Origin of the sequence: Burkholderia sp. M6-3 (assembly GCF_050858985.1) — a bacterium.
GTDB lineage: Bacteria > Pseudomonadota > Gammaproteobacteria > Burkholderiales > Burkholderiaceae > Paraburkholderia > Paraburkholderia caledonica.
This window is the reverse complement of sequence record NZ_CP110090.1, coordinates 2,219,910-2,238,773: the sequence shown is the minus strand read 5'-3', so window position 1 is coordinate 2,238,773 and position 18,864 is coordinate 2,219,910. Positions and strand designations below refer to the sequence as shown.

Sequence of the window (18,864 nt, the reverse complement as noted above, 5' to 3'; positions counted from 1 at the left end):
GTCGTGAGCCCGCTGGTCAAACTGTTCAAGAGCGCTAGAACTGCTGAAGCTGGCTAAGTCGGCCACCACCAAACTCGCGACGCCCGGCAGCTCCAGGAGCAGGGCGCTGACTGGACCAAACGCTCGACTGTATGCGCGCAGAACTGGTCGGCGCGGCGAGGCAGTCGGCGTTGAGAGCGCATGCACCGCGCGGCGATCTCCGCTCCTCACGCAGCGATCGCAACCGCCGATCCGTGACAGCGGCTGGGACCGCGCAAGCCCGAATGTGCGCCGACTTAAGAGAACCCTCCGCCGGAATACCTGGCTCCCGACCACCGGTCGGTACAAATTTTTGACGAAAAGCCCGAAGTTCGCGAAAGTGAGTAATAATGAGATGATCGGGAACTAAAACAAAAACTATTGAAGCAGGAACTACATGGACCAAATGTTGAAACTACGACAGATCGCCGTTGCCGCGATCATGGCGTTGGGGGTAGCACAAGGCGCGTACGCACAGACTCAGCCGGAGGCCGATAACAGCGCAACGCCCGGGTTGGCCGCCGAACCGGGCACCGCCACCGCACTGGCGTCCGCTGCGCTGCCGGCACAGACGCAAGTGCAAACATCCGCGCTCACGCAGGACGAGGCCAGGCAATCCGCTGCGGGGAACGTCGCGGAACTGCAGCAGTTGATCAAGGGCTCGGAGCTCAGCGAGTTGCGCACCACGTACAACGCCAGCTATGGAACGAGCTTGCTATTCCACGGCAAGGAGATGACGTATTACGTGGCGCTTTTCCAGCAGAAGAACTTTTGGCGCGTGATCAAGACGCAAGACGCGGCGCGCGCCGAAATGATCTATCGCGATTTCGTGCGCCAGACTGTGCAATTGTCGAACGTAGAGATTCGCCGCACGCAACTCGAAGCGCAGAAGGCGTTTACCGAACGCATGATCGCGTTGTCACAGGGCCGCGCCAACCGTCTGCAAGCGGACCTCGACGTTGCCCGCCAGCAGCAGACGATCGTTGCGAACCAGCAGCAGCAGACGCGCGCGGAAGCGGTGGCACTGGCCCAGCAGAAGACGGCCGCGCAGGAGCAACTGCGCGTCGCCCAGCGCCAGGTGCGCGACCTGCAGCGCCAGCTCGAAAGCGGCTTGCCCGCGCACTAACCGGGGCTGGGTCGAACGGCTCATCTCAAGGCCGGGCGCGGCGGTGCTTTACCGCAGCCCGGCCCGCCGAAACGACGCGTTGCCAGGCGCCGGCAATCTCATTCGCGCCGACTGCGCTGCTCTTCGTAGCATGCGCTTTCCTTCTTGCCGCGCGCTAGCGCCGCTTCTTTTCTGCCACCGGCTGCTCGTTTTCCGATGCCCGACGCGGCTCGTGCTCGTGGACGGCGATCGGGTCGCTCGCGGGAAAGCTCTCTTCCAACGCCTCGTCGAGGCGACTATCCGTCGAGTCTATCGCCGGTTCCGCCTGCTTTCCGGCACCGGGCAACGCAGTGTGCTTCTTGCTCGTCATGACAGGCTCCCCTATGAACGAAGTGGACGGTTGAGCATAACGCAAAGGGAGCATCGGCGACATCGGCCGAACGGCATAGGACGCGCTTGCGTGCTCGTCGGAGCACGCGAGGATCGACATGTGGCCGGTGCGCGCCAATCTGAATAAATAAAAACTTCAAACGTGAGCCTGCCCGCTCGTTTTTCGAGTGTCGCAGGAATGCAGTGCGGAAAAATAGAACAATGACCGGTCGCGTGGACCGGTCCATCAGACCGCCTGCGCCAAACCTGCAATGCTCAGCTCGGGAGGAGCGCAAACACGATCGGCGAACGACAAGGCAGCAGACACCATGGACAAGAAACCCGTGCGCGCCAAGCGTTTCAACGCTTCACACGTGGTGGAGGCAGAACTGGAACATCTGGATTGGGCAACGAAGCAGCCGGCGCAACGGATGTTGGACGCCGGCTACTGGCGGCGTCGCGTGTTGGCGGTCAAATGCAAGTTCGAGCTGACGGACCAGCAGGTGGCGAGGGTAGAAAAAATTCTGCAGCGGCTCGGTCCTCTCGCGAAGTGACCGTCGCCGCACCGCGGGCCGGTCGACGCTTACGCGTGACCGCCGCCGCCATGATTACCGTGGTTGCCGCCGTCGCCGCCCGTGCCGAACAGGCGCCGGCGGCGTGTCACCACTACGGGCGCGTCTGACGCGCTGCCGCGCTCTGGCGCAGGCCGGTCGGATGACGGCGCACCGTACGATTCGCGCGGTTCACGTGGTTCCCGATGCTCGCGCGGCTCCCGCGAGCCGTGCGGGCCGCGCGTGGTGTGCTCGCCATGCGACGGACGGCCCGCGCGCGGAGCGGGACGGGTTCCGGTATCGAGCTGGATCGTCGAAATGGCGCGCTTGTAGATGCCTTGCAAGCCGACGGGCGTGCGCAGCATCACCAGATACTGATCGAACGACTCGATGCACCCTGTCAGGCGGATGCCATTGACAAGGTAAATCTCAACGCGCTTTCGTTCTTTGCGCGCAGCGTTCATGAAGTCGTTTTGCGGATGCGATTCTGCGGAAGCCATGGACAATTCAGGTTAGAAAGACGGTTGTTCGCCGCGATTCTACCCTGTGTGGGGGCAGAACGCGTCGACGGGCGAACTGGGTCCACTATAACGGCTTGCGCTGACATAAGCACCTGGTAACTATTGGCTGTAACGTTGAGTTACGAAATCCGCCGACCATTGGCCGGCTTCTTCGGCCACGATCCGCGTTTGCTCCCGTCGATGGCGGAAAATGGCGGCATTGTGAGCGGGTCGATGGAATAAATTCCGGGTCCAACGCGTTTAGTCAAGGACAGGGTTAAGCACTGAGAAGCAGGAACCGAGGCGCTAACGCTGGTCGAGACAGTTTTTGCATGGGGCCGAAGTAAACGCTGAAGCTAAACGCTGAAGCGCTAACTCCGGCCGGCAGCTTTGCATGGGACCGGACTAAGCGCTGAAGCGCTAAGTCCGGTCGACCGCTTTGCATGGGACAGGACTAAGCGCTAAAGCGCTAAGTCCTGTCGACCGCTTTGCATGGGACCGGACCAAGCGCTAAAGCGCTAAGTCCGACCGACCGCTTTGCATGGGACCGGACTAAGCGCTAAAGCGCTAAGTCCGACCGACACAGGAGACTCGTATGAAAGCAATTCTCAGCATCGTCGCGATGACATTCGCACTCGCCGTGGCGTCGCTCGCGACCAGCGCCTGCTCCTCGACCGCCGACAACAGCGCGTCGAGCTCCAGCGGCGGCAATAGTAGCGGCGGCGGCTACTGAGAGCCACACGCCGCGTGAGCTTTGAAGCAGAAGTGATCTCGTGGCTCCCGCAGTTGCGCCGCTACGCGCGCGCGCTGACGGGGGACCGCGCATGGGCCGACGACCTGGTTCAGGACACGGCGGAGCGCGCGCTTGCGCGCTGGGCGGCGTTCCGGCCAAACAGTAATCTGCGTGCGTGGCTGCTCACCATCCTGCGGCATCTTTATATCGATCAGTTGCGCGGCCGCCGCGAGATTGCCGTCGACGAAGAAAGCGCGCCCTGGCGCAACCTCGAAGCGCCGCAACGCGAGGTCGACGGTCTCGTGCTGCGCGATCTGCAGCGCGCGCTGTATCGCCTGCCGATCGAGCAGCGCGAGGTGTTGTTGCTCGTCTGCGTCGAAGAACTCAGTTATCAGGAGACGTCGAAGGCGCTCGGCGTGCCGGTCGGCACAGTGATGTCGCGGCTGTCGCGCGCACGCGAACATCTGCGCGGGTTGCTGGAAGGGCCCGCTCAGGAGCCGGCCCGTAAGCCGCCGCCGCTGAAAGTAGTGAGAAACCCGCGATGAATGACGACCACGATTCCAGCTTGCCCGACGGGGTAGACCTGCAAGCGCTATCGGCGTTTGTCGACGGTGAAATGTCGGATGCAGAACGGGAACGCATCGCAGCGCTGCTCGCCGCGCATCCGCAAGCCGCTGCGCGCGTCGCGGCATGGCGCGCGCAAAAAGCAGCGCTGCAGGTATTGTGCGGTGCGCCGCAGGACGACGCGCGCCGCGCGCCGGGTGGCCAGGCTGCCGAGACGGCGCGCAGAGCCGACGATTCCGGTGAGCCCACCGTCATCGTCCTGCGTCCGCGCACGCCCTGGTGGCGGCGTGCGGGGATCGCGGCCTGCTGGCTCGCGGCGGGCGCGGGCCTCACGCTGGCGTTGGGGCCGCTCGCGCCGCGTCTGACTGGCGGCGCATGGAACGGTCTCGGTGCGCAGGCGCCGAGCTTCGCCGAACGCGCCGACGTTGCGTATGCGGTTTATACGCCTGAGCGACGTCATCCGGTGGAAGTCGCGGCGAGCGAAGAAGAGCATCTGATCAGCTGGCTCTCCAAGCGTCTGAACCGGTCGCTTTCTGTGCCGTCGCTGCAGGAATACGGCTATTCGCTCGTAGGCGGCCGTCTGTTGCCCGGCGAAGCGGGGCCTGCCGCGCAATTCATGTACGAGAACCGCGCCGGCGCGCGGCTCACCCTGTATGTGACCGGCACTGCGCGCGACGAGACCGCGTTCCGTCTGCTACGCGACGGCAACCGGCGCACCTTCTACTGGATCAGCGACGGCATGGGTTATGCGTTGTCAGGGCCGATCGCGGAAGGCAAGCTACGCTCGATTGCCGTCGACGTCTGCAGCGCGCTCGGTGGCAAGCCCGAAGCGTGGCAGTAGCGTGACAATAGAGCGGCTGTTGCCGTGCGCGGCGCGTCCGGCATCCCGACTGGGAACTATCACGCCGCGCGCCCCAAGCACGCATGTGAGGCGCACCGCGCTAGCGCATCGGGCGAATCAGGCGCGGCGGCGCAAACTGTGCGAATGAGCGGATGCCCCGAGCGCCACAAATGCCCCAGCTGCCGAAAACGTCCCAAGCGCCCCAAGTACGCGGATACTGAAATACCCGACCACGCCACGCAAGCCTTCCCCCGCTGAAGGAGAACCCTTGATCCGCCACTTGCCGCCGGGAGTTTCCGCCGCGCAGTTCGACCGGGCGCTCGCCGCCTGGCGCTCGATTGTCGGCGAGCCGCATGTCGTCGATTCGGCGGCCGGACTCTCCGCTTATCTCGATCCCTTCGCGCCGGGAGAGCGCGAAGCGTTCGCGGCGAGCGCTGCGCTCTTGCCCGCATCCGTCGATGAAATTCGCGCGGTGCTGCGGGTGGCGAATCAATATCGCATTCCGTTGTGGACCGTCTCCACCGGGCGCAATTTTGCATACGGCGGCGCGGCGCCGCGCCTTACCGGTTCGGTCGTGCTCGATCTGCAGCGGATGAACCGCATCGTCGAAGTGAACGAGACGCTCGCTTATGCGCTCGTCGAGCCGGGCGTGAGCTACTTCGATCTTCATGCGCACCTGCGCGATAAGGGCTACAGGCTGTGGGTCGATCCGCCGGCCGCCGGCTGGGGCAGCGTGGTCGGCAACACGCTCGAACGCGGTTTCGGCTACACGCCGTACGGCGATCATGCGGCGACACAATGCGGAATGGAGGTGGTGCTGGCAAACGGCGACGTGTTGCGAACCGGCATGGGTGCAATCGACACCAGCACCGCATGGCAGCTTTACCAGCCCGGTTACGGGCCTTCGTTCGACGCTATGTTCATGCAGTCGAACTACGGCATCGTGACGAAGCTCGGCGTCTGGCTGATGCCCGCGCCGCCCGCGTATCTGCTCGGCGAAATCCAGTTCCGGGAAGAGGCGGATCTGGAGACCATCGTCGACATATTGCGGCCGTTGCGGCTCGATGAAACCATCCGCAATCACGCGGTGATCGAGGGCGGCTTGCGGCGCGCAGCAGGATTGTCGGCGCGCGCGCAATGGTACGACGGGCCTGGCGCAATGCCCGAAAGCGCGGTCGCCGCGATGCTCGAGAAACTTGATGTTGGCCGCTGGAATTTGCATTTTGCGCTGTACGGCACGCCCGAGGTGGTCGACGCACACTACGCAATCGTGCAGCGCGCGTTCGCGCGTGTGCCTCACGCGCGGCTTCTGGCAAAGCGTTATGCGGGCGATGCGCAGCCCACCGCGGGCGGTGACCGTAATCTCGCCGGCATTCCCGCAATGAGCGCGTTTCGCATGCTCGACTGGCGCGGCGGCGCGGGCGCGCACGTGGACTTTGCGCCAGTGTGTCCCGCGACCGGGCGCGATGCGCTGCGCCAATACTCGATGATGAAGGCCCGCGCGGCCGAGTACGGTTTCGACTACTACGGCGGCTTTACAGCGGGCGTGCGTCATCTGCATCACATTTTCGCGGCGATTTTCGATCGCGACGATAAGAACCAGGTCGAGCGGGCGGGCGCCTTGTTGCGCTCGCTGATGAGCGATGCGCGCGCGGCCGGTTACGGCCAATATCGCACGCACCTCGCGTATATGGATTTCGCGGCCGCTCAATACAACTTCAACGACGGCGCATTGCTGCGGCTGTCGGAAACGATCAAGGACGCGCTCGACCCGAACGGCGTTCTCGCGCCGGGCAAGCAGGGCATCTGGCCTGCGGCGTGGCGCGATCGGCGCGGCTATACATGAGCGTCAGGCGACATCTGGCGGACACGGCGCAACTGTCCGGCGAGCATTGCGCTCGCTGAGCGAACCAGGAGGCGGACCAAGCAAATGGACCGGCGCACCTTCATGATGACGAGCGCATGGCTTTCCAGCACGGCAGGTTCTGCGTGGCCATGGCTCACGTACGCCGCCTCGCGTCGCGACACGTTGGCGATCGCCGATTCCACGCTCGCGTTCAGCGCTGCGTTTGCCCGCTACGCGGCGGCGATGAAGTTACCGGTATTCGAAACCGGCGACGACATCGGCTTGTTATGGCACACGGCGCTTGCACCGATGCTGCGGGCGACGACTAACGAGCACCCGACGCCGTGGTTAATCGGCGTGACGCGCGCGTCAGACTATTTCGTGCTCAAAGAACTCGCCACGTGTGCAACGCATCGCATCGAGCACGGCTACGAACGGGGCGACGAGCAAGGCACGCAGTCCGCCCACGTCAGCTTTGTCTTTGCGCCGCGCTAGAACTTGTAAGCCTTGTTCTTAGGATCGAAAGTGGAATCGTCGAAAGTTTTCGGCGTGATCGTTTCGAACACGATCTTTTCGAAGATGCGCCCGTCGTTGTCGTAGGACTCGACAGTGCGGAAATACGGATGCCGCAAATCCAGCCCGAGCGTTTCCCGCTTTGCGTAGAACTGCGGCTGGCCGACGGGTGTCTCGAACGTAAACGCGACGACGCGCACACCGTCGATCGTCTTCACTTCGATCTGCGTCTTGCGGGGCAAGCCGGCTTCGGCAAATTTCTTGCCCTCGGCGAGGTATTGCTCTGCAATGTATTCGGTCCCGAGATCGCGCACGTCGTGATTCGATTGCGAGCGGGCGAGGGCGCCGTTTAGCGATGTCCATAACGGCATCACGTTCATGAAGCCGCCCAGATGTCCGTACATTTCGTCCGCGCGCTTGGACTCGTCGTAGAGGATTTCCTGGCCGGCATGCGCACCGTCGGGCAGCCACTTCGCGTAGATGCGAAGCGGGTCGTGCGCGACCCGCACGAGCATATGGTCCGGCTTGTCGGGCCACTGGCCGCGAATGCGTTCCGAACGCGACATCGTCATTTCATACGACGCGTAGCCGTTCGGCCCTTCCTTGATATAGCGCGGCAACGCGAGCGGATCGAGCGACTTGAAGAGCGCGACAAGTTGCGCGTCGCCGAGCGCTTCGAGCGCGCCGCTTTGTTGCGCGGCGCGCAGCCATTTGACCTGCTGATCGAGCGTCAGCTTGCCGACCTGCGACGCGGGCGTGGAGGGCGCCTTCACAGCGCTCGCGGCTTCGAGCGGCGGCGGTTTGTCGTCGTTTTGTGCGAACGCGGGCACTGTCGCGGTGCTCGCCGCGCCGGCCATCAACGCGCCCAGCAGCAGCCTGCTGAAACCGGACCGATGCGATGCACTGTGGGACGCTGCGAGCGCCGGCGCGGTGCCGCCGGCGATAACGTGAGCATCGGGCCGCACGAAACGGGCAATGCGCAGACGTGCGAACAGGCGGTGCGTCATCGAACTCTCCGAAAGGGCGGCGCAAGACATCATGCAAGCGCCTTGCCTCTCAGGCAGTCTTTTGCTTCGCGAGTTCCTCGTCGCGTAGCGCACGGCGCAGAATCTTGCCGACGTTGGTTTGCGGCAGCTCATCGCGAAACTCGACCACCTTCGGCACCTTGTAGCCCGTCAGATTCTTGCGGCAATGTGCGATCACCTGCTCGGCGGTCAGCGACGGATTGCGCTTCACGATGAACACCTTCACGCGTTCGCCCTGGGCGTCGTCGGGCACACCGATTGCAGCCACCTCGCGCACGTCCGGGTGCGCCGCGATGACATCTTCGATCTCGTTCGGATAGACGTTGAAGCCCGAGACCAGAATCATGTCTTTCTTGCGGTCGATCAGCCGGATGAAGCCGCGCGAATCCATGACGCCGATGTCGCCGGTCGCAAGCCAACCTTCGTCGTCGATCACCTTGGCCGTTTCTTCCGGCCGGTTCCAGTAGCCTTTCATGACCTGCGGTCCCTTCACGCACAATTCGCCCGCTTCGCCGATGTTGGCCCAGCTGCCGTCGTCTTTGCGGAAACGGACTTGCGTGGAGGGCGCGGGCAGGCCGATCGAGCCTTCGAAGTCGCGCAGGTTCGAGATGTCGACGGGATTCATCGACACGATGGGCGAGCATTCGGTCAAGCCGTAGCCTTCGATAATCGGCTTGCCCGTGACCGCCTTGAAGCGCTCGGCCACTGAGCGCTGCGTTGCCATGCCGCCCGCCATTGCCAGTTTCAGGTCGGAGAAATCGCGCTTGCGGAATTCCTCGTTCTCGAGAAACGCGTTGTAGAGCGTGTTGACCGCGGTCATGCCGGTGAATTTCTCGTGACGGATGATCATCATTACGCGCTTCATATCGCGCGGATTGGCAATCAGAATGTTGCGCCCGCCGAGACCCATGAAGATCAGCGCGTTCACCGTCAGCGAATAGATGTGATAGAGCGGCAACGGCGTGAGTACCGTTTCCACTTCTCCGCTCAATTGACCTTCGGCCCACGCCTTCGCCTGCAGCAGATTGGCGATGATGTTCCGGTGCGTGAGCATCGCGCCCTTCGCGACGCCGGTCGTTCCGCCGGTGTACTGAAGAAACGCTATATCGTGATGCGTCGGCCGAACAGGCGTGAGCGGCCGCGCATAACCAATGGCAAGCGCCTTCAGCAGCGGAACGGCGTTCGGCAGACTGTAGGCGGGCACCATCTTCTTCACGTGCCGCAGCATGAAATTGAGCACACGTCCCTTCACATTCAGGCCGTCGGCGAGCAGGTCGCCGAGTCCTGTCACGATCACGTTCTGCACTTTGGTGCCCGGCAACGCGTCTTGCACCGTCTTCGCAAAGTTCTCGAAAACGATGATGGTCTGCGCGCCGCTGTCCTTCAACTGATGCGCGAGTTCGCGCACGGTGTAAAGCGGATTGACGTTGACCACCACCGCACCGGCTTTCAGTACGCCGAACAGCGACACCGGGTATTGAAACGTATTGGGCAGCATGATCGCGACGCGCTCGCCCGGCTTCACGCCGATACTTTGCAGATACGCGGCGAAGGCGGTCGCCTTGCGGCCGAGTTCGCCATAGGTCATGCTCGCGCCGACGCTGACGTACGCAACGCGCTCACGGAATTGCGCAATGCATTCGTCGAAAAAGTGCACGACGGACTCGTATTTTCCGACGTCGATCTCATGCGGCACGTCGGCGGGATACGACGCATACCAGATGCCGTCGGTGTTCGGAGCCTGGTTAGTGCGCCCCGTGGCGCCTTGCATTGCCGCCGCATCTGCATGAGCGGCCCCGGTTGCCTGATTCGCAGCGGCGGGCGAGAGCGAGGCTTGAGTGGGGTGGGTCATCGGTCGTCTCCTGAAGCCTTCGCTTCAATGGTTTGTGTGCTGGTTGAAGCGGTCCAGCATGTTGCTGCATTTGCTATAGCCACCGTAAATCTCAGCGCTCGATTATTGCCACCACGCCCTGGCCGCCCGCCGCGCAGATCGAAATCAGTCCACGCGCCGTGCCCGCCGGCTTGTCGAGTTGAGCGAGCATCTTCGCCAGACCCGCAACGATGCGCCCGCCCGTCGCCGCGAACGGATGCCCGGTTGCGAGAGAGCCGCCGTTCACGTTGAGCTTCGCGCTGTCGATCGAACCGAGCGGCGCGTCGAGGCCAAGCTGCGTGCGGCAGTATTCGTCATCCTGCCATGCCGCGAGCGTGCACAGCACCTGCGCTGCGAACGCTTCGTGGATCTCGTAGAAATCGAAGTCCTGCAACGTGAGTCCGGCTCGCGCGAGCATGCGCGGCACCGCGTAGGCGGGCGCCATCAAAAGGCCTTCTTTCTTGTCGAAGAAGTCGACTGCCGCGGTCTCCGACCAGCTCAGATAGGCGAGCACCGGCAACCCGTGGCGCGCGGCCCACTCCTCGCTTGCAAGCAGTACCGCGGAGGCGCCGTCAGTGAGCGGTGTGGAATTGCCGGCGGTCAGCGTGCCCGCGTCGCGATCGAAGGCGGGCGAGAGCGCGGCGAGCTTGTCGAGCGTGAGGTCCGAGCGCAGATTGTTGTCGCGCGCGAGGCCGCGATACGGCGTCATCAGATCGTTGACGAAGCCGCGCGCGTAAGCTTCGGCCAGCTTGCGGTGACTCTCGTAAGCCAGCACGTCCTGCGCTTCGCGCGAGATGTTCCAGCGCTTGGCCATCAGTTCGCAGTGCTCGCCCATCGAAAGGCCGGTGCGCGGCTCGCCGTTGCGCGGCAGGAGCGGCTTGAAAAACATGGCGGGCCGCAGCTTTGCGAGCGCGCCCACTCGCTCGCCCGTACTCCTGCCGCGATTCGCTTCGAGCAGAATCTTGCGCATCTTTTCGTTGACGCCGATGGGCGCATCCGATGTCGTATCGACGCCGCCCGCGATGCCCACTTCGATCTGACCCAATGCGATCTTGTTGGCGACGAGTATGGCGGCTTCGAGCCCCGTACCGCAGGCCTGTTGAACATCGTACGCGGGCGTTTCCTTCGCGAGTGTGGTGGACAGCACGGATTCGCGCGTCAGATTGAAGTCGCGCGAATGCTTGATGACGGCGCCCGCCGCAACTTCGCCGAGACGTTCGCCGTGCAAGCCAAAGCGGTCGATCAGTCCTTGCAGCGTGAAGGTCAGCATGTCCTGATTCGACGCGCTCGCATACGCGGTGTTCGAGCGTGCAAACGGAATCCGGTTACCGCCGATTATCGCGACGCGGCGCACGGGTGGCAGCGGGTGGGACATGCCTGGCTCCTTCGGGTTGCGTATGTTTCATGGTAGGTGGAACGAGTGCGCGCGCCGTTATCGAGCACAGGGCGCGCGCTCATTGCAATCTCCATTGCATGCGGCCGCGCAAATGCGGCTTTTCTCCGGCGATGTCGCGCACCTCGATATCGCGTTCGATCAGCGAAGACGACGCGCTCCACAGCGACGCTTCGCCGGGCAGCAGCATCGGCAGCTTGAATTCGGCACTGAGCGTCGCTTCGGCCAGCGGCTTGGGCGGCTGCAAGGACGATGCCGCGCGAGCGAGCGTCCACATGCCGTGTGCGATAGCGCGTGGGAAACCGAATGCTTTTGCAGAGAGCGCGCTCAGATGGATCGGGTTGTAGTCGCCCGACACGCTCGCGTAATCGCGGCCGAGTTGCGAGGCAAGCTGCCAGCGCGCGATGCGTTGCAGCGCTGCCGTATCGACCTGAAGCGGATCGAGTTGCGCGCCGCTCGCGGGCACGCCGCGCTTCAGGTAAACGCTGTCGCCGTCCCACACCGCTTCGCCGCGCCGGTAAATGCGGGTATGCAGCAAAAACGCCTGGCCCTTGTCGTGGCGCAGCAGCGCGCCGAATTCGACCTCCACGCGCAGCAGGTCCTTGTACGCGAGCGGCCGGCGCAGACGCACATGATTGGCCAGATGCAGCAGGCCGACTGCGGGCCACGGGAACGCCGGGTCGGTCAGCATCAGCAGATGCAAGGGGAATGCGAGCAGATGCGGATACGTGAGAGGCACGCCATGCTCCGGGATGAAGCCGCACACGCGTGCGTAACGCCACGCGGGCCCCGGGTCGAGCGCGACAGCGGGGCGCACGAGGCGCAATGCGGGCAACTGCGTCGGGCGCGCGCGTTTGACGATGCCCGACAAAGCGCGCGCATAGAGCTTCGCCGGCGTCGGCAAGGTTTCGACGACGACAGTTCTCGGCCGCACCGCAAGGTGCGGCGCGAGCTTCGATGCATGATTCCCGCCAAACGGATCCCCGGGTTCATCCATGCTTATGCTCCGATCAGGCTTTGTCCGCACACGCGCACGACCTGGCCGCTGATGCCGGCCGATCCTGGATGCGCGAGCCACGCGATGGTCTGGGCGACGTCGACCGGCAGCCCGCCCTGGCCGAGCGAGTTCATCCGGCGGCCTGCCTCGCGAAGGGTCAGCGGCATCTTCGCGGTCATCTGCGTTTCGATGAAACCCGGCGCGACTGCGTTGATCGTGATGCCGCGCGGGCGCAGCAGCGGCGCCATGCTTTGCACGCGGCCGATCACGCCGGCTTTCGACGTCGCGTAATTGGTCTGGCCGGGATTGCCCGCGATCCCGCTGATCGACGACACGCCGACGATTCGCCCGCCGTCGCGCAGGATGCCCGTCGCGAGCAGCGCGTCGTCGATGCGCTCCTGCGCGCACAGGTTGATGTCGATCACGCTTTGCCACGCGCCGCCTGTCATCTTCGCGATGGTTTTGTCTTTCGTGATGCCGGCGTTGTGCACGACGATATCCACGCCGTGATCGTCGAGCGCGGCGGCGATCTGCGCGGGCGCTTCGGGCGCGGCAATGTCGAAGGCGAGGGCGGTGCCGTTCAACTGGCGCATGGTGGCTTCGAGCGCGTCGCGCGCGGATGGAATGTCGATCCCGATCACGTGCGCGCCCTGCGCCGCGAGCACGCTCGCAATCGCCGCGCCGATGCCGCGTGCGGCGCCGGTCACGACCGCGCGCCGGTTCGCAAGCGGCTGGTTCCAGTCGAACGGCGATGCGGCGTCGTTAGCGCCATCATGGGTTACGGCAACGCGATTCACGACGCCATGCAGTCCGTCTGCGGCGATTCGCACCACCTGGCCCGACACATACGCCGAACGCGGTGACAGAAAGAAACGCAGCGTGGCTTCCATTCCATGCTCGGCGCCTTCGCCGACATAGACCAGATTTGCCGTGATGCCGCGCCGCGCTTCCTTGCCGAGCGAACGCGTGAGTCCTTCCAGCGCACGTTGCGCAGTCCATTGACGCGGACTCGCGCAAGCTTCGGGTGGCCGTCCCAACACGACGATGCGCCCGCATTTCCCAAGCGAGCGCAGCGTGTTGTGAAAGAACGCGTGCAACGGTTCCATCTGGCTGCTGTCGTCGATACCGCTCGCGTCGAAGATCAATGCGCCGACGCGCGCCGCCGAGCCCGACTCCGCGGGTTCGAAGCGCCCCGTCAGCAGACCGTGACGATGTGCGAGGGGCATCCACAATCCCGCGCTTTCATGTGCGACGCTCGTCACGCCGATGCTTGCCACCAGGTTCGCCAGCGAATCGAGCAGATGCGGCTCGCGCCCGGCGCCAATCGCGACCAGGCCGCCGAACTCGGGCTCGTCGGCGCGATAGCGGCGCAGCACCTCGGGCTTAGGAAGGCCCAGAGAACGGGCAACGCGTGCGCCGAACGGCGAATTGACGAAGTTCAGGTAAGAGTCGTTCATATTGTTCGTTGCTCCGCTGGACACGCCCGCACGTCTGTCAGTGTGCACTGAGTTTGGTGCATCGGCGTGTCGCGCAGCGAGGTTTTTTCATGCGTTCGCGCAAGCGTCCATTGGAATCACAGCGCCGCTTCCATCACCTTTTCGAGCGTCTCCTTGCGTTGTTGCAGTTTGGCGAGGATGTCGAAATCGGCGGGGAAATCGTCCACTTTCACGACCTGTGCGGCATAGCGCGCGTAGTCGCCGAGCACGCGGCGCTCGTCGGCGTCGATCAGGCCTTGTTGCAGCGCGGCGTCGGCCCACGCGGCGAGTTGCACGACGCTCTGCGGCATTGGCTGGAGGCGCCGCTCCTTTACCGCTTCGCGCAGCTTCTGCTCGATTTGCGTAAAGTGCGGGTTCAGCTCGAACACGAGTTCGCCGTAGCCGAGCGCGTCGATGTCCGGGTGCGGCACGTAGGAGTCCGACACCAGCCGGTTGCGCGCGGCGCCAGGCGTCTGCATCAATTCGGCGATCTCGCTGCCGAGGCGGTCGGACGGTTCGCGATGCGGCAGCCCCAACGGGAACGCCAGCGCACGCACGAGGCCGGCGACGAAGCGGTTCGGATAGTTCGCGAGCACGCCGTCGAGCGCCTGTTGCGCGCGATAGAGCGAATCTTCGACGCCCCAGCGCACGAGCGGCAGATCGTCTTCCTGACGGCCTTCGTCCTCGAAACGCTTGAGCGTTGCGGAGATCAGATAGAGCTGCGAGAGCACGTCGCCAAGGCGCGCCGAAATGCGTTCGCGGCGCTTCAGGTCGCCGCCCAGCACGAACATCGAGACATCAGCAAGCAGCGCGAAAACGGTGGCAAGCCGCGTGGCCGAGCGGTAGTACGCATGAAGCGGCGCATGCGCGGCGCGCGGCTTCGCAATGAATGCGCCGCCCGTGATGCCGTAAACGAAGCCGCGTACCACGTTCGACAGCGTGAAGGCGACGTGGCCGAAGAACGCATCGTCGAACTCGCGCAGCGCTTTGGCACTGTCCGCTTCGCGCGTCGCGCTCATCTCCTTCAGCACATACGGATGGCAGCGAATCGCGCCCTGGCCGAAAATGATCAGGCAGCGCGTGAGAATGTTCGCGCCTTCCACGGTGATCGCAATGGGCACCTGCTGATACGCGCGCGCCAGAAAGTTGGACGGCCCCATGCAGATTCCCTTGCCGGCGGCGACGTCCATCGCGTCGTTGATCACCATGCGGGCACGTTCGGTAATGTGATACTTGGCTATTGCCGAAATCACCGAAGGCTTTTCGCCAAGATCGACCGCATGGGCGGACAGGCGGCGCGCGGCATCCATCACATAGAGATTGCCGCCCATGCGCCCGAGCGCTTCCTGCACGCCCTCGAATTTGCCCACAGCCGTGCGGAACTGGCGACGAACCGCGGCATACGCGCCCGTACCGCGCACCGCGAGCTTCGCCATGCCGACATTCGACGACGGCAGCGAGATCGCGCGGCCCGCCGCGAGGCATTCCATCAGCATCCGCCAGCCGTTGCCCACCTGAGCGCGTCCGCCGATCACCCAGTCGAGCGGAATGAAGACGTCCTTGCCGGAGTTCGGGCCGTTCTGGAACACGGCGTTCAGCGGCCAATGACGACGACCGATGTTCACGCCCGGATGATTGGTCGGAATCAATGCGCAGGTAATGCCGGGTTCGTCGGTCGAGCCGAGGAGATGCTCGGGATCGAGCGCCCGAAACGCAAGGCCGAGCACGGTCGCGATCGGCCCGAGCGTGATATAGCGCTTGTCCCATGTGACACGAAAGCCGAGCGTCTCGCGTCCGTCGAACATGCCCTTGCAAACGATGCCGACATCGGGAATCGCGGCGGCATCCGAACCGGCGTACGGGCTCGTCAACGCAAAGCATGGGATTTCCTCGCCGCGCGCGAGACGCGGCAGATAGTGGTTCTTCTGCTCTTCGGTGCCGTAGTGCATCAACAGTTCGGCGGGGCCGAGCGAGTTCGGCACCATCACCGAAACGGCTGCGGCCGAACAGCGCGTGGCCAGCTTCATGATGACCTGCGAATGCGCGTATGCGGAAAACTGTTTGCCGCCGTACCGCTTCGGAATGATCATGCCGAGAAAGCCACGCTCCTTGACGAACTGCCATGCTTGCGGCGACAGGTCCTGCCACACCATGGTGGTTTCCCAGTCGTTCGCGAGATCGCACAACTGCTCGCATTCGTTATCGAGGAATGCCTGCTCTTCCGTCGTCAATGTCGCGGGCCCGTAGCCGAGCAGCTTGTCCCAATGAGGCCGTCCGGAGAAGAGTTCGGCGTCCCACCAGACCGTGCCGGCCTCGATCGCGTCGCGTTCGGTCGGCGACATCTCCGGCAGGATTTTGCGAAACACGTCGAGCACCGGCTTCGTGAGCCACGCGCGGCGCAGCGGCTTGACGGCGAACACGAGGGCAGGGAGGGCCAGTACGATGGCCCAAAGCGTGGTTGCAGCAACGCCCGCCGCTCCGCTCACTCGTATCGCCGCAACCCAGACGATCATGAAGGCGAGCCACGATAATGCGCGCGCCTCTACGTAGACAAGCGCAAGAGCGCCGGCAACCAGCAGCAGGATGAACCACAGCATGACGTTTCCTCCCTGTTTTCATGATGCGTGCAAACGCATCCACGTTGCGTGGACGGTTCACGTTGTTGTCGTTGTTGTGCGAGCGGCTCGGCGTCTTTGCCCTACGTTTGCGACGCGCCGTGCAACGCCTGCTGGAACGAGCAGGCTTCGATCGTGCCGCCGCTGTGTGCTTCACTCGGCGCATCGCCTGCGCTATGCGTGCTGCCGTCGAGAGCGCTGTCCGCGCCTTTATCGTCGGCATCGCCCAGCACGGCGGCGAACATCGCCAGTTGCGATGCGTCGGGCAGCGGCGCTTTTAGCGCAGCGACCATTAGCGACGCAAGCCGTGCGATCAGTTGCAGATCGTTCATCGACTTGCCTTGCGAGAACTCGGCGATCAGGCTGTCCGTGTCGGCGCCAGCGAGCACGCCCGACAGCGCGCCGATGGCGAAGTGCAGCCGCCAGCCCAGTTCCTCGCGCGGCAGATGTGGCAGCGCGCGTTGGAACGCGTCGAAAAAGCGCACGGCCACCGACGCATAGTGGGCGCTGAGAAAGTCGCGAATGAAAGCGGAGGGGTCCGTATAAGCGCGGCCGAGCAAGCGCAGAAAAGCTTTGCCGCCGACGCGCGGATCGCGCGAGAGCCGCAGCGCCGGAATGAACATCGCGCCGAGCACATGCTCACAGGTCAGACGCTCGCCGAGCATCCGGTCGAAGCGTTCGAGCAGCTTCACCCGCTCCTGGTTGAGGCGGTCGAGACGGCGCGACAGCATCGCGTGAATCAACGACTCCTTGCTGCCGAAGTGATAGTTGACGGCCGCGAGGTTGACCTCGGCGCGCGAAGTGATCTGGCGCAGCGACATGGCCTCGTATCCACAATCGATGAAGAGCGCCTCAGCCGCATCCAGGATGCGTGACTTCGTATCGCCGGCGTGCCGGCCTGTTGTGCGACCTGCCATTCGCGTCTCCTGGTTCTCGGCGCCCGCTCTGCGAACAGGCGATTCAAATAGGCATTTGAAACAGCCGTTTTTTTCAGGATAAGAAGGAAGGTCGATCTGAGCAAGGGTCGGATGTCGATTAACTCCTCTAGAAGACCTCGCGCCTGGCGCCCAGCGCGTGTTCGCATCACGGGAATAAAAAAGCCGTTCCGGAGAATCGGAACGGCCTGGCGTGAAAGAGGAACCGTGGTCGGCTTCTAATGCTTAAACCTCTCCTCCAACCGCACTTCCTTGCGCAGGATGGGTGCCGACATGTCTCGCCGACTGGGTCATGTCGATGCCGCGGCGCTCCCGGCTAAACGGAATCAGTGCGCAAATAACGGCGGCGACGATGCCGATCACCACCGCCATGACGAGCGCATAGTTGTTGCCGTGCGCTTCGGCGGCGCTCGCCTGCAGCGGACCGTTGACCGAAGCGATCAGATTGCCCAGCTGATACACGAGACCGGGGAAGGTCGCGCGGATTTCGTCGGGCGAGATCTCGTTCAGATGAACCGGTATGACGCCCCATGCGCCTTGCACGGAGATTTGCATCAGGAACGCGCCGAGCGCGAGCAGCACCGGCGTGCTCGAAAAAGCCCACAGCGGCAGCACCGGAAATGCGATCAGCGCGGCGATGAAGATCGCGCGCTTGCGCCCGATCTTCTCCGACAACATGCCGAAAAAGAGCCCGCCGCAGATCGCGCCGACGTTCAGCGTGATCGTGATCCACGACACCGTATGTGCGTCGAACTGATGCTGGACGCGCAGGAACGTCGGATACAAATCCTGTGATCCGTGCGAGAAGAAGTTGAACGCGGTCATCAGGACGATTGCGTATAGCGACAGCTTCACGTTCTGCTTCAGCGTTGCGACAAGGCCAGGACGCGCCTGCTTCTCGAGCGTCTTGAAGGCGGGCGATTCCGGGACGTGCGCGCGAATGTACAGCACGAGCAGCGCAGGCAGCACGCCGACAAAGAACATGCCGCGCCAGCCGATGTACTGATAGAACACGCCGAACACGACCGAGGCGAGCAGATAGCCGCTCGGATAGCCGGCTTGCAGCAGGCCGGAGACGATGCCGCGCGATTTCGGCGGCACAGTTTCCATGGTCAATGCGCCGCCCACGCCCCATTCGCCTCCCATCGCGATGCCGAATAGCGCGCGCAACACGAGCAGGGTGGCCAGGTTCGGCGAAAAGCCGGACAGCAGTTCGAGCAGAGAGAAGCACGCGATGTTGACCATCAACGTGGGCCGGCGACCGTAGCGGTCCGCGAGCCAGCCGAAAATCAGCGCGCCGACCGGGCGCATCATCAGCGTCAGCATTATGCCGAATGCGACCTCGGGGATTTTCGTATTGAATTCCGCCGCGATATCTTTCAATACAAACACCATTAGAAAGAAATCGAATGCGTCGAGTGTCCAGCCGAGATAGGCGGCAATCGTGACGTTTCTCTGTTCCCGTGTCCAGTTCATTGATGTTCTCCTGGTCTCCAATAACCCGCGGTCGATGT

Annotated in this window: 17 protein-coding genes; 7 read left to right on the top strand and 10 right to left on the bottom strand. The window is 63.6% G+C overall.

Annotated elements, in window-relative coordinates:
• Positions 1-415 precede the first annotated feature (415 nt).
• Positions 416-1,144, top strand: a complete 729-nt coding sequence (locus OH764_RS09685) for a DUF2968 domain-containing protein (RefSeq protein ID WP_498846629.1) — start codon at positions 416-418, stop codon at positions 1,142-1,144.
• Positions 1,145-1,298: 154 nt separating this feature from the next.
• Here the strand turns inward: OH764_RS09685 and OH764_RS09680 are convergent, their stop codons facing one another.
• On the bottom strand, positions 1,299-1,493 hold the full coding sequence (locus tag OH764_RS09680) for a hypothetical protein (RefSeq protein ID WP_498846628.1): 195 nt from the start codon (positions 1,491-1,493) through the stop codon (positions 1,299-1,301).
• A 328-nt stretch (positions 1,494-1,821) separates the two neighbouring features.
• Between OH764_RS09680 and OH764_RS09675 the strand changes: the two genes are divergently transcribed.
• Positions 1,822-2,046, top strand: a complete 225-nt coding sequence (locus tag OH764_RS09675) for a hypothetical protein (RefSeq protein WP_498846627.1) — start codon at positions 1,822-1,824, stop codon at positions 2,044-2,046.
• Between the two features lie 29 nt (positions 2,047-2,075).
• On the opposite strand, the gene hfq is transcribed toward OH764_RS09675, so the two are convergent.
• On the bottom strand, positions 2,076-2,543 hold the full coding sequence (gene hfq, locus OH764_RS09670) for an RNA chaperone Hfq (RefSeq protein WP_020070133.1): 468 nt from the start codon (positions 2,541-2,543) through the stop codon (positions 2,076-2,078).
• A gap of 595 nt (positions 2,544-3,138) precedes the next feature.
• On the opposite strand from hfq, the gene OH764_RS09665 reads away from it, so the two are divergent.
• The 5 genes from OH764_RS09665 (at position 3,139) to OH764_RS09645 (ending at position 7,022) form a co-directional block, all read left to right on the top strand.
• Positions 3,139-3,276 carry a hypothetical protein gene (locus OH764_RS09665; RefSeq protein ID WP_498846626.1) on the top strand — a complete coding sequence of 46 codons (138 nt, stop codon included), beginning with the start codon at positions 3,139-3,141 and terminating at the stop codon, positions 3,274-3,276.
• Between the two features lie 14 nt (positions 3,277-3,290).
• A complete protein-coding gene (locus OH764_RS09660; protein WP_498846625.1) occupies positions 3,291-3,821 on the top strand; it encodes a sigma-70 family RNA polymerase sigma factor in 531 nt (176 codons plus the stop codon).
• A complete protein-coding gene (locus OH764_RS09655) occupies positions 3,818-4,681 on the top strand; it encodes an anti-sigma factor family protein (RefSeq protein ID WP_498846624.1) in 864 nt (287 codons plus the stop codon). The genes OH764_RS09660 and OH764_RS09655 overlap by 4 nt, the downstream gene beginning before the upstream one ends.
• Positions 4,682-4,949: 268 nt before the next feature.
• A complete protein-coding gene (locus OH764_RS09650; protein WP_498846623.1) occupies positions 4,950-6,527 on the top strand; it encodes an FAD-binding oxidoreductase in 1,578 nt (525 codons plus the stop codon).
• 84 nt (positions 6,528-6,611) lie between these two features.
• The gene (locus tag OH764_RS09645; RefSeq protein ID WP_498846622.1) at positions 6,612-7,022 is read left to right on the top strand and encodes a hypothetical protein; all 411 of its coding nucleotides are present in this window, start codon (positions 6,612-6,614) and stop codon (positions 7,020-7,022) included.
• Here the strand turns inward: OH764_RS09645 and OH764_RS09640 are convergent.
• From OH764_RS09640 to OH764_RS09605, 8 genes are all read right to left on the bottom strand, one after another.
• Positions 7,019-8,047 carry a DUF1571 domain-containing protein gene (locus OH764_RS09640; protein WP_498846621.1) on the bottom strand — a complete coding sequence of 343 codons (1,029 nt, stop codon included), beginning with the start codon at positions 8,045-8,047 and terminating at the stop codon, positions 7,019-7,021. The two genes, OH764_RS09645 and OH764_RS09640, sit on opposite strands and share 4 nt — an antisense overlap.
• A gap of 49 nt (positions 8,048-8,096) precedes the next feature.
• The gene (locus tag OH764_RS09635; RefSeq protein ID WP_498846620.1) at positions 8,097-9,917 is read right to left on the bottom strand and encodes an acyl-CoA synthetase family protein; all 1,821 of its coding nucleotides are present in this window, start codon (positions 9,915-9,917) and stop codon (positions 8,097-8,099) included.
• A 91-nt stretch (positions 9,918-10,008) separates the two neighbouring features.
• Positions 10,009-11,310 carry an acetyl-CoA C-acyltransferase gene (locus OH764_RS09630; RefSeq protein ID WP_498846619.1) on the bottom strand — a complete coding sequence of 434 codons (1,302 nt, stop codon included), beginning with the start codon at positions 11,308-11,310 and terminating at the stop codon, positions 10,009-10,011.
• Between the two features lie 79 nt (positions 11,311-11,389).
• A complete protein-coding gene (locus tag OH764_RS09625; RefSeq protein WP_498846618.1) occupies positions 11,390-12,325 on the bottom strand; it encodes a MaoC/PaaZ C-terminal domain-containing protein in 936 nt (311 codons plus the stop codon).
• 2 nt (positions 12,326-12,327) lie between these two features.
• Positions 12,328-13,782: a 3-oxoacyl-ACP reductase gene (locus OH764_RS09620; RefSeq protein WP_498846617.1), complete on the bottom strand. Its 1,455-nt coding sequence runs from the start codon at positions 13,780-13,782 to the stop codon at positions 12,328-12,330.
• A 116-nt stretch (positions 13,783-13,898) separates the two neighbouring features.
• Entirely contained in the window at positions 13,899-16,397 is a 2,499-nt protein-coding gene (locus OH764_RS09615; protein ID WP_498846616.1) for an acyl-CoA dehydrogenase, read from the bottom strand.
• Between the two features lie 101 nt (positions 16,398-16,498).
• Complete coding sequence (locus tag OH764_RS09610; RefSeq protein WP_498846615.1) at positions 16,499-17,332, bottom strand: TetR/AcrR family transcriptional regulator; 834 nt, start codon at positions 17,330-17,332, stop codon at positions 16,499-16,501.
• A 243-nt stretch (positions 17,333-17,575) separates the two neighbouring features.
• Positions 17,576-18,826, bottom strand: coding sequence for an MFS transporter (locus tag OH764_RS09605; protein ID WP_498846614.1), 1,251 nt, complete (start codon positions 18,824-18,826; stop codon positions 17,576-17,578).
• Between the last annotated feature and the right edge of the window lie 38 nt (positions 18,827-18,864).